The 20,961-nt window shown below is 61.2% G+C and carries 20 protein-coding genes and 1 pseudogene; 6 read left to right on the top strand and 15 right to left on the bottom strand.

Annotated elements, in window-relative coordinates; all coding sequences use genetic code 11:
* Positions 1-17: 17 nt before the first annotated feature.
* The 5 genes from ACIQWP_RS17230 to ACIQWP_RS17210 are packed head-to-tail and all read right to left on the bottom strand — an operon-like array spanning position 18 to position 3,078.
* Positions 18-446, bottom strand: coding sequence for a hypothetical protein (locus tag ACIQWP_RS17230; protein WP_402789390.1), 429 nt, complete (start codon positions 444-446; stop codon positions 18-20).
* Positions 443-1,498: an aldo/keto reductase gene (locus ACIQWP_RS17225; RefSeq protein WP_402789387.1), complete on the bottom strand. Its 1,056-nt coding sequence runs from the start codon at positions 1,496-1,498 to the stop codon at positions 443-445. The genes ACIQWP_RS17230 and ACIQWP_RS17225 overlap by 4 nt, the downstream gene beginning before the upstream one ends.
* Before the next feature lie 5 nt (positions 1,499-1,503).
* Entirely contained in the window at positions 1,504-1,857 is a 354-nt protein-coding gene (locus ACIQWP_RS17220) for a TIGR04076 family protein (protein WP_402789385.1), read from the bottom strand.
* Between the two features lies 1 nt (position 1,858).
* Positions 1,859-2,347, bottom strand: coding sequence for a DUF3830 family protein (locus tag ACIQWP_RS17215; RefSeq protein WP_402789382.1), 489 nt, complete (start codon positions 2,345-2,347; stop codon positions 1,859-1,861).
* On the bottom strand, positions 2,344-3,078 hold the full coding sequence (locus tag ACIQWP_RS17210; protein ID WP_402789380.1) for a GntR family transcriptional regulator: 735 nt from the start codon (positions 3,076-3,078) through the stop codon (positions 2,344-2,346). The genes ACIQWP_RS17215 and ACIQWP_RS17210 overlap by 4 nt, the downstream gene beginning before the upstream one ends.
* Positions 3,079-3,200: 122 nt before the next feature.
* On the opposite strand from ACIQWP_RS17210, the gene ACIQWP_RS17205 reads away from it, so the two are divergent.
* The 4 genes from ACIQWP_RS17205 to ACIQWP_RS17190 are packed head-to-tail and all read left to right on the top strand — an operon-like array spanning position 3,201 to position 6,632.
* Positions 3,201-3,998 (top strand): ABC transporter ATP-binding protein, encoded by a 798-nt coding sequence (locus ACIQWP_RS17205; RefSeq protein WP_402789377.1) that lies wholly within the window; start codon positions 3,201-3,203, stop codon positions 3,996-3,998.
* Positions 3,995-4,744 carry an ABC transporter ATP-binding protein gene (locus ACIQWP_RS17200; RefSeq protein ID WP_402789374.1) on the top strand — a complete coding sequence of 250 codons (750 nt, stop codon included), beginning with the start codon at positions 3,995-3,997 and terminating at the stop codon, positions 4,742-4,744. The genes ACIQWP_RS17205 and ACIQWP_RS17200 overlap by 4 nt, the downstream gene beginning before the upstream one ends.
* Positions 4,741-5,649 carry a branched-chain amino acid ABC transporter permease gene (locus ACIQWP_RS17195; RefSeq protein ID WP_402789371.1) on the top strand — a complete coding sequence of 303 codons (909 nt, stop codon included), beginning with the start codon at positions 4,741-4,743 and terminating at the stop codon, positions 5,647-5,649. Before ACIQWP_RS17200 ends, ACIQWP_RS17195 begins: the two co-directional genes overlap by 4 nt.
* Positions 5,646-6,632: a branched-chain amino acid ABC transporter permease gene (locus tag ACIQWP_RS17190; protein ID WP_402789368.1), complete on the top strand. Its 987-nt coding sequence runs from the start codon at positions 5,646-5,648 to the stop codon at positions 6,630-6,632. The genes ACIQWP_RS17195 and ACIQWP_RS17190 overlap by 4 nt, the downstream gene beginning before the upstream one ends.
* Positions 6,633-6,719: 87 nt before the next feature.
* Here the strand turns inward: ACIQWP_RS17190 and ACIQWP_RS17185 are convergent, their stop codons facing one another.
* The 8 genes from ACIQWP_RS17185 to bla form a co-directional block, all read right to left on the bottom strand.
* On the bottom strand, positions 6,720-7,541 hold the full coding sequence (locus ACIQWP_RS17185) for a carbohydrate ABC transporter permease (protein ID WP_402789364.1): 822 nt from the start codon (positions 7,539-7,541) through the stop codon (positions 6,720-6,722).
* A gap of 1 nt (position 7,542) precedes the next feature.
* Positions 7,543-8,409: a carbohydrate ABC transporter permease gene (locus ACIQWP_RS17180; protein ID WP_402789362.1), complete on the bottom strand. Its 867-nt coding sequence runs from the start codon at positions 8,407-8,409 to the stop codon at positions 7,543-7,545.
* Between the two features lie 155 nt (positions 8,410-8,564).
* A complete protein-coding gene (locus ACIQWP_RS17175) occupies positions 8,565-9,890 on the bottom strand; it encodes an ABC transporter substrate-binding protein (protein ID WP_402789360.1) in 1,326 nt (441 codons plus the stop codon).
* Between the two features lie 47 nt (positions 9,891-9,937).
* Positions 9,938-11,452 (bottom strand): putative N-acetylmannosamine-6-phosphate 2-epimerase, encoded by a 1,515-nt coding sequence (locus ACIQWP_RS17170; protein ID WP_402789357.1) that lies wholly within the window; start codon positions 11,450-11,452, stop codon positions 9,938-9,940.
* 68 nt (positions 11,453-11,520) lie between these two features.
* Positions 11,521-12,210, bottom strand: a complete 690-nt coding sequence (locus ACIQWP_RS17165; RefSeq protein WP_402789898.1) for a GntR family transcriptional regulator — start codon at positions 12,208-12,210, stop codon at positions 11,521-11,523.
* 198 nt (positions 12,211-12,408) lie between these two features.
* On the bottom strand, positions 12,409-12,825 hold the full coding sequence (locus ACIQWP_RS17160) for a hypothetical protein (protein WP_402789355.1): 417 nt from the start codon (positions 12,823-12,825) through the stop codon (positions 12,409-12,411).
* 532 nt (positions 12,826-13,357) lie between these two features.
* Positions 13,358-14,545: a class C beta-lactamase gene (ampC, locus tag ACIQWP_RS17155; RefSeq protein WP_402789895.1), complete on the bottom strand. Its 1,188-nt coding sequence runs from the start codon at positions 14,543-14,545 to the stop codon at positions 13,358-13,360.
* A gap of 97 nt (positions 14,546-14,642) precedes the next feature.
* Positions 14,643-15,539 (bottom strand): class A beta-lactamase, encoded by an 897-nt coding sequence (gene bla / locus ACIQWP_RS17150; protein WP_402789352.1) that lies wholly within the window; start codon positions 15,537-15,539, stop codon positions 14,643-14,645.
* A 170-nt stretch (positions 15,540-15,709) separates the two neighbouring features.
* On the opposite strand from bla, the gene ACIQWP_RS17145 reads away from it, so the two are divergent.
* Positions 15,710-16,588: a LysR family transcriptional regulator gene (locus ACIQWP_RS17145; protein WP_402789349.1), complete on the top strand. Its 879-nt coding sequence runs from the start codon at positions 15,710-15,712 to the stop codon at positions 16,586-16,588.
* A gap of 91 nt (positions 16,589-16,679) precedes the next feature.
* Here ACIQWP_RS17145 and ACIQWP_RS17140 read toward each other — a convergent pair whose 3' ends face one another.
* On the bottom strand, positions 16,680-18,182 hold the full coding sequence (locus tag ACIQWP_RS17140; RefSeq protein WP_402789346.1) for a methyl-accepting chemotaxis protein: 1,503 nt from the start codon (positions 18,180-18,182) through the stop codon (positions 16,680-16,682).
* Positions 18,183-18,518: 336 nt separating this feature from the next.
* Here ACIQWP_RS17140 and cml point away from each other — a divergent pair.
* Positions 18,519-19,719 (top strand): annotated as a pseudogene (gene cml / locus ACIQWP_RS17135) (CmlA/FloR family chloramphenicol efflux MFS transporter).
* Between the two features lie 119 nt (positions 19,720-19,838).
* On the opposite strand, the gene ACIQWP_RS17130 reads toward cml, so the two are convergent.
* Positions 19,839-20,861: an LLM class flavin-dependent oxidoreductase gene (locus ACIQWP_RS17130; RefSeq protein WP_402789343.1), complete on the bottom strand. Its 1,023-nt coding sequence runs from the start codon at positions 20,859-20,861 to the stop codon at positions 19,839-19,841.
* Positions 20,862-20,961: the final 100 nt, after the last annotated feature.

Genomic DNA, 20,961 nt, shown 5'->3' with positions numbered 1-20,961 from the left:
GTTTTTTTAGGAACCTGTCAGTTGTCCGGCATCTGCAGCCAGGTTTCATGCAGATGCTGCCATTCGACGCCGTTGGGTGTCGATGAACTTGCCGTGAAGACCGCGCTTGCCTGCCGCCGACTGAATTTGCCGGCGCGGGACTGAGCCTCGATATAGGTCAGCACGATCGTATCCGCGGTTTCATAGCTCGCGCGGATATCCGAAATTTCGATGGTGAAATTGTCCTGAAAGGTTGCCCGGTTTGCGCGGATCAACTCGATGGTCTGAGCGCGATCGAAGATGCGGCCGGTCGGCGGGATCATATGAAACGCTTGGCCGAAGGTCCGCTCGCAGCGGCCGAAATCGGTGTCGTCGGCGGTTGCCGCGTCGTACCAATCCTCGAAGAAGCGATGGAAATCGACAACCTCGGCGCTGGCTTTTCGAAAGAGGGGCGATTCCTGGCTCATACTTTCCCCGCGTTGAGATTGTAGTGCATGATCGAGCCGTGCCTGCCGGTGCGATCGCGTTCCAATGTATAGACATCGCCTTCAACGCCTGGGCTTTGGCTGATGATGTCGTCTATCTGCCGGCGGTCTTCGTCCGAAAGCGCGATATCCATGATTTTGGCATTGGCGAGCGCATGCGCTTGATTGCGGGCGCCGACGATGACGGCGGCGACCTGCGGCTGCTCCAGCACCCAGGCGCTGGCGATGGTGGCGATATCGACGCCGTGGCGATCGCCGATGGCTTTCAAAACGCCGAGCAGCGACTGGAACAGCTCCCAGCCGCCGAAATCGTCGATAATCAGCTTGTATTTGACCAGAGAGCGGTTCTCGAGCGGCATGTCCGGTTCCGGCTGGCCCAGCCATTTGTCGCTCAGGAAACCGCCGGCCACTGAGCCGTAGCAGAGGAATTTCACGTCATTCTCAGCGGCGAGCTTGGCGAGACTGTGCGACGGGCGCTGATCGAGAACCGAATATTGCAGCTGCTGGCTGACCAGGGGGATGCCGGCATTGAGGATTTCAGCAATGTGCGACGTGTCGAAATTCGTGGTGCCGACATTGCGCACCTTGCCTTCACGGCGCATCTCGTCCAGCCAGCTCAGGGCTTCGAGATAGCCCGGCAGCGAATAGTCCCACCAGTGAAACTGCACCAGGTCGAGCTGCTCCGTCTTCAGCTTACGCAGCGACTTGTCGACGATGCCGCGAATATAGTCGCGGCTGATCGTTGCCAGCTTCTCGAGATCGGGCACGAGCTTCGTGTGTACCTTCATCGAACTCGCAGCTTCCTCGCCGCGCTCATTGCGAAGCCGCTCCCGTGCATCGCCGATCAGCTCCTCGACGCCTGTATAGATATCGGCGCAGTCATAGGTGCGGATGCCGACGTCGAAAGCGGCGATCAGGTCGCTCACGGCCTGGGCGCGATCGATGGTGCCGTGTCCTCCGGCAAGCTGCCAGCCGCCGCGAATGACGCGGGAGATCTTGTATCCGGGACTGAGCTCAAAAGTCTTGGCGGTCATGCGGTTCATTCTCCTTCGGGCAACGGCACGGCCGTTGTTTCGGCGTGGCTGAACCGCCGCTTGCCCGTTCTGACGATCCGCAGCCGGCTCGCGCAGTTGGGGTCGGGGCAGGCGATGTCCGCGTCCGAGGTCATCCAGTCATTCTTGTGGGTCGGCCGCTGCTTGGCTGCCAGTAACGGCAACACGGCGGAGATGGAGTAGATCGAGAAGCCCTGTCCCGGCGGCAGGGACAGCATCTCGCCCTTCAGTTCGAAATAGTCGCCCGGCTTGGCACCGCAATAGATCGGCTTGCCCTCGGGGATGATGGCCTCGACCCTAAGGTCGAACAGCTCGAAACTGTCGTCGGTTGCCGCTGCCATCTCAGATCTCCGCACGCTCGAAGGTAACGTCGCAGGCGCCATTGCGACGGATGATGCCGCAGGCAGCGGCGAACTGCTCGCGTTCCTCGGGCCGGACCTGTGCGACGACGCTGCCGGCAAGCCAGCCGATCGGGAAAAGCAGCCGCGCGCCTTGTCCATAGAACAGGCCGATATCGAAGATGGCGTCGGGATTGCCGCCCCACATGCGCGGTGGCACATAGCTGAGCACGATATCGCCGGGCTGCGGTGTCAGCGTCGCATTCTCGGCGGGCAGGGCGCTCGCATAGGAAACGCCTTTCAGATGGGCCGGCGGGATCGGGCAGGAGATTTCGGGGCCGGTCCACATGGCATGAATGCCGCCGACCACGCGCGGTTCGCTGAGATAATTCCAGAGAAAGGCAGCGTTGTCGGGCGCCTTGGCCTCCAGCAACGGCGCAAAGACGCTGAGGCCGGAGCGTGGTTCGGAGATCTTGATGGCGCGTTGGCTCATGCGGATAGGCCCTTCTTGGAATCGGCTTCGAGTTTGCTGCGCAGGAAGGTGAAAGGCCGGCTGATATCTGCGGCCAGCGCATTGCGGGCTTCTTCGGCATCCTGTGCGGCCATCGCCTTGACGATGGTGCGGTGATAATGAGCGGTGTCGACTTCGCCGGCATCCGAGAAGGCATAGATGGCGACGCGGATACAGGGGCCGGATTGCAGCCACAGGCTTTCAATCATCGGGATCAAGACCGCCGAGCCGCAGGCGCGGTAGATCTCGAAATGGAAAGCCTGATTGAGCGTGACCTCCCGGTCGACGTCCTTCTTCTGTTTCAGCGCGCGCATTTCGTCCCATTCACCGAGCATGCTCTCGATGTTGGCGATCTGTCGCGGGGTCATGCGGGAGGCCGCGAGCGCGATTGCCTCGCCCTCGATGAGGATGCGGGCGCGCAAGAGGTCATCCATGCGCTCAAGCGTGATCGGCGGCACGCGAACGGATCTGTTGGGGAGGGCTTCCAGCGCCTTTTCAGTAATCAATCGGCCGAGCGCCTCGCGCACCGGCATGGTGCTGGTCATCAACGCATCGGCCAAGCCACGGATGGTCAGCACCTGGCTCGGTTCGAAAAGGCCACCGATCAGCGCGCGTCGAAGCTCGGAATAGACGCGGTCCTGCACCGTCTCACGGCCAACGGGCGCAAGCTGCGCGGCAATCGGATCGCTCTTGTCGGCGGTGGCCTTTTGCATTCGAAATCCCTTTTTTCGGCTTGCAGAGTGGATTAAAGCTGATTAGCGTGATCAATGCAAGTGTGATCACAAATCAAATAATCAGGGAGCGGCTGCGACCGCCTTCCGACCAGAGGGATCTCATGAGTACGATAAGTGAACGGCATGGGGAGGAAGCCCGGCCCGTTCTGAGCGCAAAGAACGTTGTGCGCCGTTTTGGTGGCATCATTGCCGTCGGCGATGTTTCGTTCGACGTGCGGCAAGGCGAAATTCTCGGCCTGATCGGCCCGAACGGCGCCGGCAAGACGACGATGTTCGATCTGCTGGCCGGCAGCGTCGCGCCGAGCAGCGGCGAGATCACGTTGAACGGGATACCTGTCGCGGGCGAGGCTGCTCATCGCCGGATCGGTCGCGGGCTCGGACGGACCTTCCAGATTCCGCGTCCGTTCCCCAATCTGTCGCTTCTCGACAATGTCATGCTGGCCGCCCAGGATCAGTCGGGCGAACGTCTGCTCACGAATTTCCTGCGTCCGTGGAAGGTGGCTGCCGAAGAAAGGGCCGCTCAAGCCAAGGCAATGGAGCTGCTCGAGCTCGTCCATCTAACGCGCCTGACGCACGAGCCGGCAAGAGTTTTGTCCGGCGGGCAGCGCAAGCTTCTGGAGCTTGCCCGCGTCATGATGGCCGATCCGGCGCTCATTCTGCTCGATGAACCGGCAGCAGGCGTCAATGCCACTCTGCTTGAGACGATCATCGATCGTATCCGCGATATCAATCAGCGCGGCGTCACCTTTCTCCTGATCGAGCACAATATCGATATGGTGACGCGCCTGTGTCACCGCGTGCTCGTCATGGCGAGCGGCCAGCTTCTTTGCGAGGGCACGCCGGAAGAGGTGGCGCGCGATCCGCGCGTCATCGAAGCCTATCTGGGAGGCGCGGCATGAGCGAACCCGTTCTCATCGTTCGCGATCTCGTCGCCGGGTACGAACCGGGCGTACCGATCGTCCGCGGTGCCTCGATTACCGTCGCGGAAAAGGAGATCGTTGTCGTCCTCGGGCCTAACGGTGCCGGGAAGTCTAGCTTTATCAAGGCGATTGCCGGCCTCGTGCCGGTCGAAGGCGGCAAGGTGGAACTGGCGGGCAGAGATATCACCCGCGCGCCTGCGCATAACATGGTGCGGCTCGGCCTCGCCTTTGTGCCGCAGACGGAAAATGTCTTCCCGCTGATGTCCGTCGAAGACAATCTGAAGGTTGCCGGCGGCATTCTGAGGCCAAAGGACGTGCCTACGCGCATCGAAGAAATGTATGCAACCTTTCCGGATCTTGCCCGTCATCGCCGCATCGCGGCAGGCAATCTCTCGGGCGGGCAGCGGCAGATGCTGGCCGTTGCGCGTGCCCTCATCGTGCATCCAAAGCTTCTCGTCCTTGATGAACCCTCTGCAGGTCTCTCACCGAAGTTCGTCTCCATGGTCTTCGACATGCTGACCGATATCCGCAAGTCGGGCGTCACCATTCTTCTTGTCGAGCAGAATGCCAAGGCGGCGCTCGCCATCGGCGACCGCGCCTATGTCCTCGTCGAGGGCAAGGACAGGCACGAAGGGATTGCCTCGGAGCTTTGGAACGACCCTGTCGTGGCCGAACTCTATCTTGGACAGCGCCCGACTGCGCCGGCAACAGGAGGTACGGCATGAACCTGCAATTCATCGTCGACGGATTGCTGACAGGTTCGATGATCGGCCTTGGCGCCATCGGTGTCACGCTGACCTACTCGATCCTGCGCTTTTCGAATTTCGCCCATGGCGATTTCATGGCCTGGGGCACCTATGCGACCCTTGCCGTCGTCAGCGCCATCGGCGCAATCTTCGGCAAGGTCGCGCCGATCGGCCCGCTCTCTTTTGGCTGGCCGCTGATCGTGGCGGTCATCGCCGCCATGGGCTTTACCGGCGTTCTGGCTCTTGCGCTCGACAAGGTGCTGTTTGCCAGGCTGCGGGCCAAGGGCCAGTCGATCATCGTCGTCATGGCGAGCTTCGGCGCATCCATGGCGCTGCGCAGCCTGCTCGAGTTTCTTTTCACCTCGCGCCCGACCTATTTCAGCCGCGCCATCCAGATCGCCATGCCCGTCGGCTTCGGCATCCGCATCACGCCCGATCAGATTGCCCTTTTGATCGTTACGGCACTTCTGGTCTTCGGTGTGCATATGCTGATGACGAGGACACAGACGGGCCGTTCCATGCAGGCGCTCAGCCAGAACCCGGCGCTTGCGCGTGTCGTCGGCATCGATGTCGCCAAGGTCGTGCGCGTGACATGGCTGATCGGCGGGGGCCTGGCCTGCGTCGCCGGCGTCATGATCGGCATTCTCGTGCAGATCCGTCCGCTGATGGGCTTCGACATGCTGCTGCCGATGTTTGCCGCGGCCATTCTCGGCGGTATCGGCAGCGTGCCGGGCGCGGTTCTCGGCGGCCTCATCATCGGTCTTGCCGAGGCGGCCGCTGTTCAACTGATCGGTGCAGAATGGCGCGCCGCCATCTCCTTCCTCATCCTGATGGCAGTGCTGTTCATCCGGCCGATCGGCCTTTTCGGAGTGAGAGAGCGATGATGGACATTATCGGCTACGGCGCCTTCTTCCTGACCACGGCGCTGATCTTTTCCTTCATCACGCTCGGCCTGAATCTGCAATGGGGCCTGACCGGCCTGTTCAACGTCGGTCTCGCAGGCTTCGTTGCCATCGGCGCCTATACGTCGGCCCTGTTGACGACGCCGGATACGGCCGGGCGGTTTGGCGGATTCGATCTACCGATCCTCGTCGGCTGGCTGGGTGCGATGGTCGTGGCCGGTCTTGCCGCCGCCATCATTGGCGTGGCGACGTTGCGGTTGAAATCGGATTACCTGGCGATCACCACCTTCGGCGTCGCTGTCGTCGTTCAGCTCGTCGCGCTGAATGCGCAAAAGCTGACCGGCGGACCCTTCGGCATCGGCTTCATTCCTCGCCCATTCTCCAGCCTTGCCGAAACGCCGCTACTCTTCAATCTCGCCAATCTCGGCGTCGTCGTCGTCGTGATGTTGGTCGTCTATTTCGCGCTCGAGCATCTGGCGAAAAGCCCCTGGGGACGAGTGTTGAAGGCGCTGCGCGAGGATGAGCGTGCCGCCGTTTCGCTTGGCAAGAGCGCTCGCTTCTATCGCGTGCAGGCATTTGCCGTCGGCGGCGCCATCATGGGGCTTGCCGGCGCCATACAGGCGCATTTCATCGGCTTCATCGCACCGGACAACTATGTTCCGATCCTGACTTTCCAGGTGTGGGTCATGCTGATCGTCGGTGGCTCGGGAAGCAACAAGGGCGCCATTGTCGGCAGCGTTCTGGTCTGGGCGATCTGGGCGGGTTCCGGCGCGCTGACGAGCGCACTTGTGTCGCCGGAACAGCAGGCGCGCGCCGCCTCGCTGCAGATCGTCGCGATCGGTGTCATGCTCTGCGTCATCCTGCTCGTGCGCCCCGGCGGCCTCTTTGGCGACATGCCGAAGCGTCGAGCCGCGGTCACGCCGCAACCGAAGCCGGTCGCGGATGAGAGTAACGCCGCCTCGTAGGGCGGCGTCAGGAGGGGTTTGAATGTTGCCTATGCCTTCGGGGCGCATGGGGTTGGATCATGTCTCGGATTGCAGCTCCCGCGGACGCTAGCCTTTGACTGCGCCCGCCGTCATCGAGCCCGAAAGCTGCCGATACATTACGAGGCCAAGGAGAGCCGGCGGCAAGGCGCCGAGGATCATGACGGCGGATGCCAGGCCCCATTGCACGCCGCCGCCGCTGGCGGCGAAGAAGAAGGAAGCGCCGACCGTCATCGGCACGGCTCGGTTGGTCGTCAGCATCAGCCCAAAGAGGAATTCGTTCCACGCGGTGATGAAGCCGAAGATGAAGGTGGTGACAAGCGCGGGTCGGACCACCGGACGAATGACCCTGACCATGATCTGGAAAACGCTGGCGCCGTCGACCGTCGCGGCCTCATCGAGTTCCACCGGAATGTCGGATATGGCATTGACCAGCATCACCAGCGCCAGCGGGATGTTGACGATCGTCAGGATCAACCCCAGGCCGATCCTCGTATCGAGCAGGCCGAGCCATTGATACATCATGTAAAGCGGGATCGCGAAGACAACCAGCGGCACGGCGCGAAGGTTGACGACGAGCGGCAGCAGGATCTTCTGCCCGGTCTCGCCGCGGGCTATCACGTAAGCCGCGGGGAAGGAGAGCAGGATCGCCAGCAACGTGCCGGTGAGCGCCACCGCCGCGCTGTTTGCGAGATAGAGGAAGATATTGAAGCGCTCGGTGTCCGTCAGTACCTTCAGATAGTTGTCGAAGGTCGGCTGCTCGATCCAAAGGCCGGGATTGCCGGAGATCTCGCGCGTCGTCTTGAACGAGGTGATGAGAGTGACGAGGATCGGGAAGTTCATGGCCAGGACCACGATGCCGTAGACGATCCAGCGCAGAGGCTTCAGCATCTCATTTCTTCCTTCGCGCGCCCAGCCAGTTCAGACCGGAGAGAACCAGCAGCGATGTGATGAACAGTACGACGGAGGCTGCGACCGCCTTGCCGATGGCGCCTTCCTTGAAAAAGGCCTGATAGATGTAAATCGACAGTGACGTCGTCGATCCGCCAGCGCCGCTGCCTGTCAGGGCGTAGACGTTGTCGAACACGCGAAAGCCGTCGATGAAGCGGATGAAGAAGGCGACGATCAGCGTCGGCATCATCAGCGGCAATTCGATGCGCCATAGCCGTTGTAGGCCGGTCGCGCCGTCCAGTGCCGCCGCTTCGCGCACATCCTCGGGAATGGCGATATAGGCGACGTAGAAGAGCAGAAAGGCGAAGGGCGTCCACTGCAGCACTTCGACGACGATGAGCGTGCGAAAGGCGTTCGTGTAGTCGAGGAAGGCCGGGCTGTCGCCGAACCACTCGAACAGATAGTAGGGCACGGGTCCGGCGAATTCGTGCAGCACGAGGCGATACATGAGGCCGACCATGGCGGGCGCGACCATCAAAGGCAGCATCATCGGCGCCATCAGCACGGGCCGCGCCGACAGAAGCGGCTTGAGGAAAATCGCCAGGAAAAGGCCGAGCAGACACTCCGAGACAGCCGTGATGATGCCGAAGCGCAAGGAGAACCAGACCGATTGCCAGAACGACGCGTCCGTGAGCGCCGAGACATAATTGCCAAAGCCGCTGATCCGGGGACTGCGCAGGGTCTCGAACGAAACTGTCGAGATGGAATAGACGAGATTGAGGAGGGCCGGGAAGCCGAGGAACAGCAGCAGAAACCCGACAAGGGGTGCCAGGTAGAGCCTGCCTTCAGAGCGTTTTACAAGAGCCATGGGTGTCAGCCGTTTTGGCCGGATGCCGCTAGAGCCTTTCCGCTTTTCTTCGAATCGCGGAAAGGCTCTATTCTTTTGTTTTTACGCAATTCCGGACGGAAAACCGCAATACACTTTTCCTGGAATTGGTCCAAAGCAGGCACCCGGCCTTGTCCTTATTTCTTCAGGAGATCCTGCATGCCCGCTTTGGTATGGGCAAGCGCATCGTCGAGGCTCTGCTGGCCGGACCAGTAGCCGGTGAATTCCTTGGCCTGCAGCTCATAGACGGAAAGGGCCTTGGCCGAGGTGGCACCCGTCATGACGTAGCCGTACTTGCTGGCAAATTCGCCGAGCTTCACGAGATCGGGACGCTCCTTTGCCACCTTGGCGACGACATCCGGCGTCAATGCGGGGGAGCCGCCGGCGCGCGCATAGGCAAGGGCGGCATCCTCGGAGGACAGCCACTTGAGGAACTTGACCGCGCCCTCCTTGTTCTGCGCATTCTTGTTCAGCCCGAGGCCGAGACCGTGAATATGGTCGGCGCGTCCGTTCGGCCCCGCCGGTGGCGCAACGATGCCGGTGACGTCGGCGACAGCGGGCGATTTCTTCGCATCGGTGAGCTCGGCCGCCGCTGCATTCCATTGCAGGGCGGTCGCGGCCTGTCTCGAGCTGAAGGCGGCGTTGGTTTCCGCATATTCGTAGCTCAGCGAATCCTTCGGCGAGGCGCCGGCGTCGTAAAGCGTCTTGTAGAGCTTCAGCGCAGTCTTATAGGCATCCGAGTCGATCGTGACGTTGCCGCTCGCGTCCATCCAGTCGCCGCCATAGGAGCGCGGCAGGGACTGGAACACCATCATGTTGAACAGCAGGTTCTTCATCTGCAGCACGGTGCCATAGCGGACCGGGCTTTGACGGTTCACCTGCTTGCTAAAATAGAGTGACGTGGCTGCCCAATCATCCCAGGTCCAATCATCGGGCTGCTTGGGGGCAAGCTCCTTGCCGAGATACTTCTTGGAGATCTCGGCATACTTCGCCTTGGCATCGGGATCGGCGATGAGGGCATCGACGAGATCCTTGCGGTAATACATGAAATGCAGCGACAGATCAGTCGGCACGCCATATTGCTTGCCGTCGAACTGCATGGTCTTCAGCACGGTATCGCCGAACACCTTGGAGGCGTCGGCATTGAGCTCGATCGGCTCCATATAGGGCGCATAGCGGCCGATCGAATAGGTCGCGACCAGATTGACGTCGAAGGCATTGGAGCCGGCCGCCATATCGGCCTGCAGCTTGTCGAAGAAGCCGTCGCGGTTGAAGAACAGAAGCTCGACCTTGTCGGCATCCGATGCCGTCTTGTTGTAGAGATCGGCGGTGGCGCGCAGCGCCGTTTCCTCGGAACCTCCCGGCCAGCCGAGGACGACGACCTTGGCGTTTGCCAGTCCCGGCAACGCCGTCGCCGACAGCATCAGGGCAAGCAGTGCGGATGATATGTGTTTGAATTTCATTCTTGTTCCCTTTCTTTATCGTTGTTGGTCGAACTAGGCAGGTTTGTTCATCGATGACGCCCAGCAAGGTCCGCCACGCCGATGATGCCGGCATGGGAACCAAGGCTTGCGGCAACCAGGTGAGGTGCGAGATGCTGAGGCAAACCAGCGAGTTGCGCGCCTATGACCTTGAGATAGCCGGAGGCCAGACCGATGCCACCGCCGATGACGATACGCTTTGGTGCGAACATCATCTGAATGTCGCGGCATAGAAGGGCCGCGCGCGACGCGGACTGTGCGACGATTGCCTCCGCCCAGCCGGCACCCTCGCGCGCTTTGCGGAAGATCTCCGGCGCCTCGGCCGGATGCCCGGCGCGGGCGGCTTCGGCTGCCATCCATCGGCCTGAGGCGACATCTTCCAATGGGGACTGGTCGTTTGTGGGGCTGCGGATGAGGCCGAAGTGACCGGCAAGCCCAAGCAGCAGCCGCCCGTTGACCACGACGCCGCCGCCGATGCCGGTGGAGATCGTCAGGAAGACGGTATCCTCGTTATTGCCGGCGCCGAACCTGTGTTCGCCCCAGGCCGCGGCCTGGGCGTCGTTGACGGTAAAGGCCGGCTTGCCGAAAAGCTTGCTGGCTTGTGCCGCCAGCGGATAACCGTCCGGAATTGACAGCGTGGCGGGATTGAGGGCCGACCAACGTCCGTCGTTTATCAAGCCGGTCGCGGCGACGCCAACGCGTTCATATCGACCGGCCCAGGATTTTGACTGTTCTGCGATGGCCGCCAGCCAGGCGTCCGGGCCTGCTTCTCTGCTGGTTGCGATCGTCGTTTCCGCAAGCACCTGCGAACCTCGGACAAGCGCTGCCAGGCTTTTCGTACCTCCGATATCGATCGCCAGTGTTGCGCCATCGCGCTCCAAGAAGGCAGCGGAGACTGCGTCATCAAACCAGGATGTCACATGCTCGGTTCGCGTGATCGCCGAGCCGACGACGACGGCGCAAGCGCCGGCTCGCACGGCGTCGGCCGCCTGTTCGGGCGTGCGAATACGGCCTTCCGCGATTACATAGGGTGTCAGCTGCCGCATGGCGGCTATCAGGGCGATATCCGGCTCGACCGGTTCGGCGCTGCCGACATAGCCCGACATGGTCGTGCCGACGAAGTCGACGCCGGCGTCGAGGGCGCGTTTTGCATCCTCCACGCAGGAGCAATCCGCCATAGACAGCAGCCCCCGCGCCTTGATGGCGGCCAGCAGCGCCTCGATCGTTTCAGGACGCGGCCGGTCGGTGGCATCGAAGGCGATGATATTTGCGCCGGCGTCGGCCAGCGCCTCGACATCGGCGATAAAGGGAGTGATGCGCACCGGGCTGTCATCGAGGTCACGCTTGACAATGCCGATGATCGGCGCCTCGACGGCGGCCCGGACGGCCGCGACATAGGCAGCCGATTCGATGCGCAGCGCGCGGGCGCCAGCGGCCAGCGCCGCACGCGCGAAACCGCTGACGAAAATGGCCTCGTCCATCGCCCCGCCCGGTACGGGCTGGCATGAGACGATGAGGCTCAGATTGAGATCTTCCTTGCGCATTCGGCACCCCTTTTCGGAGTGCAACGATAGAGAATGGTCACCAGAAAGCAACCGGTTTTAAACTGGTATTATCTTTGCAGTTCGAAGACAAAGTCGTAGACCTCTCCCTTGTAACGGGTCTCGCAATATTCGACGATCTCTCCGTCGGCGAGAAAACATCGCCGTTCGGTCGTCAGGATCGGCGCGCCTGGCTCGCAACGCAAATGCTGCGCATCCTCCTGCGTGGCGGCGCGCGCGCGCATGCGCTGCACGGCGCGCTTCGGGAGGAAGCCGTGCTCGGCGAGTGCTTCGTACAGGGAGTCGCCGACGAGCGAAGGCGAGGGGAGGAAGCGAACCGGCACGGCGGCATGTTCGACTGCGATCGGGGCGCCGTCTGCGGTCCGCACGCGGCGCATACGCAGGACCTGCGCATTGGCAGAGATGCCGAGCGCCATCATTTCGGCCGGCGAGGGTCGGGTTAACTGCTTGGAAATCCACACACAGCCTGGTTCCATTCCACGGGCGCGCAGATCTTCGGAGAAGCTGGTGAGGGTGGAAAGGGATTTTTCGACGCGCGAGCCGATCTCGCTGCGCGCGCCCTGTCGCCGGCTCAGCATGCCTTCCTCTTCCAGCATGGCAAGCGCCTTACGAACGGTGACGCGCGATAGGGAGAGGGTTTCCGCAAGCGATCGTTCGCCCGGCAGCACCGAGCCGGATTTGAAGGCATGGCTGCGAATGGCCGCTTCGATCGCGCTTTTCAACTGCTTGTAGAGCGGCATCCCTTGAGCGCCGGAAGCAAGCTCACTTCTGACCAGTTCGATAATATCAGTTGCCAAGGCAAACCTTCCCTTCGATGGTACGGCGGCGAAAATTTCGCCCTGCTCGATACTGGTATTATACTGTAGAGGTTTTTGTGATCTGTCGAGACTGGTAAAGGGCATACCGGTCCACAAGGGCGGACCGGTATGAAGTTCGTTTTAGGAGGCCAAGGCGCGGCGTTCGGGCTGTGCCGGCATAGGCTTGCCGGAGACCCGCAGAGGCGCCTTCGCGCGGGCGGCAGGTGAAATGCGGGTCGTGGAGACGGAAGGCGAAATGCGCGCCGTATTGGTTTTCGTTGCCCTCAGCCAGCGAAGGATAGCGTCGAAGCCGGGCTGGGCAGCCCGCTTGAATTCCGGGCTCACTTCTTCGTTCATGCCACAGAGGGCGGCGATTTCCTGGAAGTCCACACGTCCTGCCCGAAGAGGGGGACGCGACTGGAACACGATCAGACCGATCATGAAGCCTTTGATATTCTCGAAGCTACGCGGCTGAAGCAGCGGCTTGAGCCGCATATCGCAAAAATCCGAAATCTTGCGCTGGAAAACGTCAGAGGCAGAGCTTTTTTTTATGGGCATTATTCATTCCTTGCAGGCGACATCATCCAAAGGTCGGGGTGTGGCCCGCTAAAGCACGGAAGTTAAGGAAGCGCAAACAACCGACCGTTTGGCCGCTTTCAATTCTACGATGAGCCGACTTTTGGCAAGTGGCAGATCGGTCACGCTCCGATTAACTTCGCGTCAGGTGCGGAAGCGGTGACGGCAAGCCGGAAGTCTTCCGGCGGTGCCGCTAAAATCATGAAAAAACTGTAACTTGCCTCCCACGTCATTGAGAGCGACATTTTCCTTGCGCCGGAATTATGAGGTGAAAGACATGTCAGTCTTGGAAATGTTAGTCAGACGCCGGATGCAGGAAGAGTATGCAAAGGGTACATCGCCAGAGCGCATAACCCGGCTCCTGCAGGAATTCTTCAACGGGACAGAGGCCTCCCAAGCCGATCCTGCCCCACACCGGTCTGCTGGTAACTCGTAAAATGACGTTGGCCGGCCTCTTCAGCTTTTGCGAGGGCCGGCCGTTTGTTGAGGCGGACTAAATCTTCACATCCAGTTTCTACTGCGCCTCGTTCGATCCCGGCAGGTTTTCGACAGCGGCCAGGATCTTGTAGGCGGCTGAAACGCGCGCGGGGATCGGAAAATTCCTATTCGCCAGCAGGACGATGCCGACCTGCCGGGCGGGAATGAAGGCCGCATAGGCGCCGAAGCCATTCGTCGAACCCGTTTTATTCAGCAGGACGTCCTTACGCGGCTGTTGCGGTGGGTCGAGGCGGTCGATCTTATGCGGATCTAGCGCCATGTCGGACGAGTTGCCGGCCAGGAGCCGGGCAAGCGTCGTCGGATAGGCATAGATCTCCCAACCGAGCGCCTGCGTCATGTTGCCGACGCCGTAATAGCCGACATGCGTCGCATCGATAGCGCGCTGCAGTGTACCGTCGATCTTCACGCCGCCCATATTGGCTTCGAGAAAGGCAAGCATGTCGGATGCGGTGGTCTTGATGCCATAGGCCTGCGTGTCGAGAACGCCGGGATTGACGCGGATCGGCTTGCCCTGCTTCGAATAGCCATAGGCATAGTTGCCCATCTCGGCCGGTGGAACGCGAACGTAGGTGTGGCTGAGGCCAAGACCCACAAGAATCTTGTCCTGCATCAACGTATCGAAGGGTTTGCCCATGGCCTGCGCCGCCAGATAGCCGAACAGGCCGATGCTGGGGTTGGAATATTGCCGGTATGTGCCGGGCGCAAAGGAAGGGTGCCAGTTGCGATAATAGGCAACCATCTTGTCCTGATCGGTCACGCCATCCGGAAACTGCAGCGGCAGACCGCCCGCCGTGAATGTTCCGAGATCGAGGAGGGTAATCTTGTCGAAGCTGCTGCCCGCAAGCTCCGGCATGTATTTCGCCGCGTTGTCGGAGAAGGACAGCTTCCCGCTGATCTGGGCGTAGGAGCCAAGGGCGGCGGTAAAGGTCTTGCTGATGGAGCCGAGCTCGAAGATCGTTTCGTTCGTCACCGTCTGGCCGCTCTCCTTCGAGGCGACGCCGTAGTTGAAGACATAGCGCTTGCCCTTCACGGTAATCGCGATTGCCATGCCTGGTACGTCGTTTTCCTTCATGAGCGGGCGGATGGTTTCGTTGACCACCCTCTCCAGCTGCTTTTGGTCTGTGTCCTCCGCGGCATGGGCGCCGATGCCGTAAAAAAGGCAACTCGCGACAATGCCGAGCTTTGGCAGCGATTTGAAACGTATGTTCAAGATGATATCCTCATTATGATGATCGGCCGCGCAAGATCGTGCGGTCGGAAAAGGGGTAATTGGCGGCGCCTATTACCCGATGCTTGTGATCTCAGATCGTTGCGGCGATACGGCCGATCTCGGCAATGATGGCATTACGCTCATCGGCTGCGATTGCCGGGATTTGGCAATAGGCTGTTACGATGATGGGCGCGCGGCTCGACGGCCAGATTACCGCGATGTCGTTGGCATTACCGGCTTTGTCACCGTTCGTTCCGGTTTTGTCACCCACCAGCCAATCCTTCGGAAGGCCGGCGCGCAGGCGGGCATCGCCCGTCTTGTTCACGATCAGCCAGGTCGCAAGCTGCGATCGTGATGACGGTGAAAGTACATCAGTGAACAAGAGCCGCCGCAGGTTTTCCAACATGGCGGCCGCTGTCGTCGTATCGCGCAGATCGTCCGGCGTATCGTGGTAGTTCAGTTCCGGCTCGATGCGGTCGAGGTGGGTGATCTCGTCGCCAAGGCTGCGGCAGAAGGTTGTCAGCGCCTTCGGGCCGCCAAAGCTTGCAAGCAATAGATTGGCGGCTGTGCTGTCGCTGAGCGTCATCGCCGCAGTGCAAAGATCCGCGACGGTCATGCCGTGACTATCGCCCACATGCGCTCCGGTCGCAGGCGAGCCGTCGACAAGATCGCTTTTCGAGTAGCGAATGCGCCGGTCGAGCTTTTCCTCGCCTTTGTCGACGCGAGCGAGCACCAGAGCCACCGCCAGGGCCTTGAAGGTGCTGCACATCAGGATGCGCTCGTCGCCACGGTGTTCAATGCGCCTGCCGCTGGCCATGTCGAGAATGCTGACGCAGATGCGGCCCGGATGCTTGCTTTCGAGCGCGGCAATCTGCGCCTCACCCGACGTGTCGTCTGCAGCACGTCCAACCGCGCTTAGCCCTGCGAGAACAGGCAGCGCAAGCAGGCCACCGGCAAGGCTTTGCCGGCGCGACAATAAGATCGTCATCTTGTTTCCACTTCGATTTATGTTGGGCAAAAGGTGCGCCTATCGGAACCCGTGGACGTCATTGGGACCCGGCAAATCACCTTGCGAGCCAGACTATGGCGTTGCTTCGTGGCCTAGACAAACGATCAATTATGGGCTTAGACATGAGAAAAACTTGGCCTTAGGACACAATGGACATCTCACAGCTGCCGCTGAACGCCCTGCGCGTTTTCGAAGCCTCGGCACGGCATTGCAGTTTTACGCGCGCGGGCCTCGAGCTTCGGGTTACGCAGACGGCGATCAGTCATCAGGTCAAGGCGCTCGAGGATGTGCTGGGAGTGACCCTCTTCAAGCGCCTGCCGCGCGGTCTTGCCCTGACCGATGAAGGCCACGCGCTGTTGCCGGTGCTGACCGACGCCTTTCGCCGCATGAGCGCGACACTCAGCCAATTGGAGGAAGGAAATTTTGCCGAGATCCTGACCGTGGGCGTCGTCGGCACCTTTGCCATTGGTTGGCTGCTGCCGCGTCTCGGTGGCTTCAAGGCGCAGCATCCGCATGTCGATCTGCGCCTGAAGACCAACAACAACCGCGCCGACATGGTGCTCGACGGGCTGGATTTCTTCCTGCGCTTCGGTGACGGCGCATGGCATGGAACCGAGGCGATCCATCTGATGGATGCGCCGCTCTCCCCGGTCTGTAGGCCCGATATCGGCGCGCGATTGCGCACGCCTGCCGATCTTGCCGAGGTCGAGCTGCTGCGATCCTATCGGATCGATGAATGGTCGCTCTGGTTCAGGGCGGCGGATCTGCCGCCGCCGCATCTTCGCGGCTGGATGTTTGATTCGTCGCTGACGCTGGTGGAGGCTGCGGCGCGCGGCGTCGGTGCCGCGCTCGTGCCCGTCGCGATGTTTTCTCATGACATCGAGGCCGGCAGGATCATGCAGCCGTTCCAGATTACCGCGATGACCGGAAGCTATTGGCTAACCAGATTGAAATCGCGGGCGGAGACGGCGTCGATGAAGGTGTTTCGCCGATGGCTGCTTGCGGAGATCGAGGAGATGCCGGGATAGGCTGGGCAGCAAGAAATGGCCCCAAATCTGTGTGGGGCCATTTTGAATGATACGACTACAACGCCGGTAATGATGGCAAGCGGCGGCGGCCTCAGCTTGCGAGCTTCAGCCGCACAGCCCCGGTTCGCGTGCCCGAGCGCACCGTCTTGAACCGGCCGACCAGACCGGCGAGCTCGTTGCTGATATCGGCGAGGTGCCGGGTCGAGGCGTTCGTCTCCTCCATCAGCGCCACGTTCTGCTGGGTCATCTGGTCCATGTTGCGCACCGCAGAGTTGATCTCGCTAATGCCGACGGCCTGTTCCTGCGTCGAGCGGGCGATGGCGCCGACATTCCTGTCGATGGAGGCGACCTGATTGCCGATCAGGGACAGTGCCTCGCCCGTGCGGTTGACCAGTTCGACGCCACGGCGCACGTCGTTCGACGACCTGTCGATCAGGTCCTTGATTTGCTTTGCGGCGGTGGCTGAACGCTGTGCCAGCTCGCGGACTTCCTGGGCGACGACCGCGAAGCCCTTGCCCTGTTCGCCGGCTCGTGCCGCCTCGACGCCGGCATTCAGCGCGAGGAGGTTGGTCTGGAAGGCGATATCGTCGATGACGGAGATGATGTCGGTCATCTTGCGCGAGGAGGTCTCGATATCATCCATGGCGGACACGGCCTGCTGAACGACCTCGCGCGAGCGCTCCGCCTCAGAGGCGGATTCCCTGACGATCGCCTGTACCTCGCGTGTCCGCTCGGCCGTCTGTTCGGAGATCGTGGTGATCTGGTCGATGGCAGCGGCACTTTCCTCAAGCGCGGACGCCTGCTGTTCCGTGCGCCGTGCCATGTTGTCGGCGGCAGATGAGATCGAACCGGCCTCATCGCGAACGCGGGTCACCGAATCCTCGATGTGCTGCATCGCCGTGCCGAGGGATGCGAGCGATTCGTTGTAATTGCTCTTCAGAGCTTCGAACTCGGTCGAAAGGGCCTCGGTGATATCGGCCGTCAGGTCGCCGTTCGCAAGGCCGTTCAGGGCGAGGCCGAGTGCGTTGAGGGCGCGCTCCTGCTCGCGCTGTGCGGCGGCCCGCTCGGCTTCTGCCCGATGCCGCTCATCGCCGAGCACCTGCAGATAGACCGAAATGCCGTAATCCATGTCGACGAGCGCGGCCTTGACGATCGCCGACAGCCGCCGCGACAAGGCCTGCTCATGCTTGCGCTGCATGAAGCCGTTGAGCTGCTGCGCGACGATCGATCGCACCATGCCCTCGAGGATCAGAGCGTAGCCGCCGATGTACCAGCGCGGCTCGAGACCCAGGCGGGCATGGGTCCTGCCGACAGCCGATACCGCTTCGACATAGTCGGGGCCGTATTTGCCCGAAGCGATCGTCTTCCAATGGTCCTGTTGCTTGGACTTGGCATGCGCCACATGCTGCTGCGACGAGAACAGCTTCGACATTGCCGGATGTTTGGTGATCTTCTCGTAGAAGGCATCCAGGGAGCCTTTGACGGCGGTTTCGATGGTCGGCTGTAGCTCCGAGAGAGCCTGCCGGGCATCCTGTCCCAGTCCAACAAAGTCGAGCCGATCGTTCAACTCGTCCATTTTCGATGCGCGCACCATAATCTGCTCCAAGAAAGAAATTACAAGCAGTTAGGGCATGGTCATGGTTAACAATTCATTAGATTCACACCTCATTTTCGAGAGTGCGACCAACTGTTTCACAGGTAGCGGTTGTGGCTGTCTGCGGATTGCAACATCATTGCCGGACCTGGCGGCATCTGTTAAAGGCTAGCCACCATCAAGTATCTCGCCACGGAGCAATTGGTATGGGGAACTCCAAGTCAGCAGATAGATAAGCCGCAACAGCTTCTTGTTGTTGCGGCGTGCTGTCGAACTCATCCTGATTGAAATCCGAGGCAGACGCCGCCCGAACTCTCTTTCGAGCGGAATTTTAACATGTCCAATACACGCCCGTCGTCATGGGCCCACACGCTGCCGGCGGCGCTGCTGCTGATGGCGCCTTTTGATATCCTCGCCTCGCTGGCCATGGATATCTATCTTCCCGTCGTGCCGTCGATGCCCGGCATTTTAAACACGACGCCCTCGGTGATTCAGCTGACGCTGAGCCTCTATATGATCATGCTCGGTCTCGGGCAGGTCGCGTTCGGCCCGCTTTCGGATCGTATCGGTCGTCGCCCCGTCCTGCTTGCAGGGGCGGTTCTCTTTGCCGCCGCTTCCCTCGGAGCGGCCCTGTCGTCGACCGCGGCAGCCTTCGTGCTCTGCCGCCTGCTGCAGGCGATAGGCGCTTCCGCAGTCTTGGTCGCGACCTTCGCGACCGTGCGGGATGTCTACGGCAATCGTCCGGAACAGGCCATTATCTACGCCACATTCGGCGCGATACTGTCCTTCGTGCCGGCACTCGGCCCGATAGCAGGTGCAATGATCGCCGATCGGTTCGGATGGCGCGCCATCTTCATATTGCTCGCGATTCTGGCTCTGGCTGCCACCCTCCATGCGATGGTGAAGTGGCATGAAACGCGGCCTCAGGGCTCAACCAAGCCACGACGCTCCATATGGCCGATTTTCACAAGCCGCCCATTCTGGACCTACACGCTGGCCTTCAGTGCGGGCATGGGCAACCTTCTTCGTGTTCTTCTCGACCGCGCCGCGCGTGCTGATCGGCCGGGCCGGCTATTCGGAACTCGGTTTCAGCGTCGCATTCGCAACGGTGGCCGTCGTGATGATCGTAACGACACGCTTTGCCGGCTCGTTCGTCGAGAAATGGGGCGTCGCTGGCTGTGTGGCACGGGGCATGACGCTGCTGCTTGCCGGCGCGGCTGCCCTTGCGGTTGGTCAGCTCTACGGCTCGCCGTCCTTCGCAAGCTTTGTGCTTCCGATGTGGATCATGGCCGTCGGCATCGTCTTCGCCGGATCAGTAACGGCGAATGGAGCGCTTGCGGAATTCGGCGACATCGCCGGATCGGCCGTGGCGTTCTATTTCTGCATTCAGAGCTTGATCGTGAGCCTGGCGGGGACGCTGGCAGTCACCGTCCTGGATGGCGATAGCGCATGGCCGCTGGTGGCTTTCTCCGCCGTCATGGCATTATTGGTGCTGGCAGCACTTCATATGTTGGGACGTCGCAATGCCTTGGCTTGAATTTGCTAGGCGTGCGACCTCCATGGGATGCATCTGAAATGGCTGCCCGCGAAATTCAGGTTTCGCGGGCAGCTTGACGTTATTTCCTGCCAATGCGGGCGCCTATCGCCAGACTGGTATCAACGCCAGCCCAATGCCGGCGCGACATGAGTCAGGATGCTTTCGATGACATGGGCGTTGTAGTCGACCCCGAGCTGGTTCGGCACGGTCAGGAGCAGCGTGTCCGCTGCCGCGATGGCTTCGTCCCTTGCCAGCTCTTCGATCAAAACGTCCGGCTCGGCGGCGTAGCTGCGGCCGAAAATGGCGCGGGTGTTCTCATCGATGAAACCGACCTTGTCCGCATCCTGGCCGCTACGGCCGAAATAGGCGCGGTCGAGATCATTCACCAGCGCGAAAATGCTGCGGCTGACCGACACCCTCGGCTCGCGCTTGTGTCCGGCCTCTTTCCAAGCCTCGCGATAGACCTTGATCTGATCGGCTTGCTGGACGTGGAAGGGCAGGCCGCTTTCATCGTCCTTAAGCGTCGAGCTTTGCAGGTTCATGCCGAGCTTTGCCGCCCAAACCGCCGTGGCGTTGGAGCCGGCGCCCCACCAGATGCGCTCGCGCAGGCCCTCGGAATGGGGTTCCAGGCGCAGCAGACCGGGTGGATTGGGGAACATCGGCCGGGGATTGGGTTGGGCAAATCCTTCGCCGCGCAGGAGGTCGAGCAGCACTTCCGTGTGCCGACGCCCCATGTCGGCATCGCTTTCGCCTTCCATCGGGGCATAGCCGAAGTGGCGCCAGCCATCGATCACCTGTTCGGGTGAACCGCGGCTGATGCCGAGCTGGAGACGTCCGCCGGCGATAAGATCGGCAGCGCCCGCATCCTCGGCCATGTAGAACGGGTTCTCATAGCGCATGTCGATGACGGCCGTGCCGGTTTCGATGCGGCTGGTCTTGGCGCCGACGGCTGCCAGCAGCGGGAAGGGTGAAGCAAGCTGACGCGCGAAATGGTGCACGCGAAAATAGGCGCCGTCCGCGCCCAATTGTTCCGCAGCCACGGCAAGATCGATCGATTGCAGCAGCGTGTCGGACGCCGAGCGTGTCTGCGATTGGGGTGAAGGCGTCCAGTGGCCGAATGAAAGGAAACCGATCTTCTTCATGATATCATCCTACTGTATCCGGTTGGCACGGCTCGATTTTGCGCCACGCACGTCCAGGCAGATGCGGCGAGACATATTCGATACATCTCTTGCATGCCTC

This window comes from Rhizobium sp. NPDC090279, from assembly GCF_044769665.1.
Classification (GTDB): Bacteria; Pseudomonadota; Alphaproteobacteria; order Rhizobiales; family Rhizobiaceae; genus Rhizobium.
Note: the sequence above shows the minus strand (reverse complement) of the source record. Positions and strands in the feature narration are given on the sequence as shown.

Coding starts and splice junctions, on each gene's coding strand:
- ACIQWP_RS17225 (WP_402789387.1), bottom strand. CDS start 1,498: ATGACCGCCAAGACTTTTGAGCTCAGTCCCGGATACAAGATCTCCCGC.
- ACIQWP_RS17175 (WP_402789360.1), bottom strand. CDS start 9,890: ATGAAATTCAAACACATATCATCCGCACTGCTTGCCCTGATGCTGTCG.
- ACIQWP_RS17180 (WP_402789362.1), bottom strand. CDS start 8,409: ATGGCTCTTGTAAAACGCTCTGAAGGCAGGCTCTACCTGGCACCCCTT.
- ACIQWP_RS17170 (WP_402789357.1), bottom strand. CDS start 11,452: ATGCGCAAGGAAGATCTCAATCTGAGCCTCATCGTCTCATGCCAGCCC.
- ACIQWP_RS17195 (WP_402789371.1), top strand. CDS start 4,741: ATGAACCTGCAATTCATCGTCGACGGATTGCTGACAGGTTCGATGATC.
- ACIQWP_RS17140 (WP_402789346.1), bottom strand. CDS start 18,182: ATGGTGCGCGCATCGAAAATGGACGAGTTGAACGATCGGCTCGACTTT.
- ACIQWP_RS17145 (WP_402789349.1), top strand. CDS start 15,710: ATGGACATCTCACAGCTGCCGCTGAACGCCCTGCGCGTTTTCGAAGCC.
- ACIQWP_RS17185 (WP_402789364.1), bottom strand. CDS start 7,541: ATGCTGAAGCCTCTGCGCTGGATCGTCTACGGCATCGTGGTCCTGGCC.
- ACIQWP_RS17210 (WP_402789380.1), bottom strand. CDS start 3,078: ATGCAAAAGGCCACCGCCGACAAGAGCGATCCGATTGCCGCGCAGCTT.
- bla (WP_402789352.1), bottom strand. CDS start 15,539: ATGACGATCTTATTGTCGCGCCGGCAAAGCCTTGCCGGTGGCCTGCTT.
- ACIQWP_RS17165 (WP_402789898.1), bottom strand. CDS start 12,210: ATGCCGCTCTACAAGCAGTTGAAAAGCGCGATCGAAGCGGCCATTCGC.
- ACIQWP_RS17215 (WP_402789382.1), bottom strand. CDS start 2,347: ATGAGCCAACGCGCCATCAAGATCTCCGAACCACGCTCCGGCCTCAGC.
- ACIQWP_RS17190 (WP_402789368.1), top strand. CDS start 5,646: ATGATGGACATTATCGGCTACGGCGCCTTCTTCCTGACCACGGCGCTG.
- ACIQWP_RS17160 (WP_402789355.1), bottom strand. CDS start 12,825: ATGCCCATAAAAAAAAGCTCTGCCTCTGACGTTTTCCAGCGCAAGATT.
- ACIQWP_RS17200 (WP_402789374.1), top strand. CDS start 3,995: ATGAGCGAACCCGTTCTCATCGTTCGCGATCTCGTCGCCGGGTACGAA.
- ACIQWP_RS17220 (WP_402789385.1), bottom strand. CDS start 1,857: ATGGCAGCGGCAACCGACGACAGTTTCGAGCTGTTCGACCTTAGGGTC.
- ACIQWP_RS17130 (WP_402789343.1), bottom strand. CDS start 20,861: ATGAAGAAGATCGGTTTCCTTTCATTCGGCCACTGGACGCCTTCACCC.
- ACIQWP_RS17205 (WP_402789377.1), top strand. CDS start 3,201: ATGAGTACGATAAGTGAACGGCATGGGGAGGAAGCCCGGCCCGTTCTG.
- ACIQWP_RS17230 (WP_402789390.1), bottom strand. CDS start 446: ATGAGCCAGGAATCGCCCCTCTTTCGAAAAGCCAGCGCCGAGGTTGTC.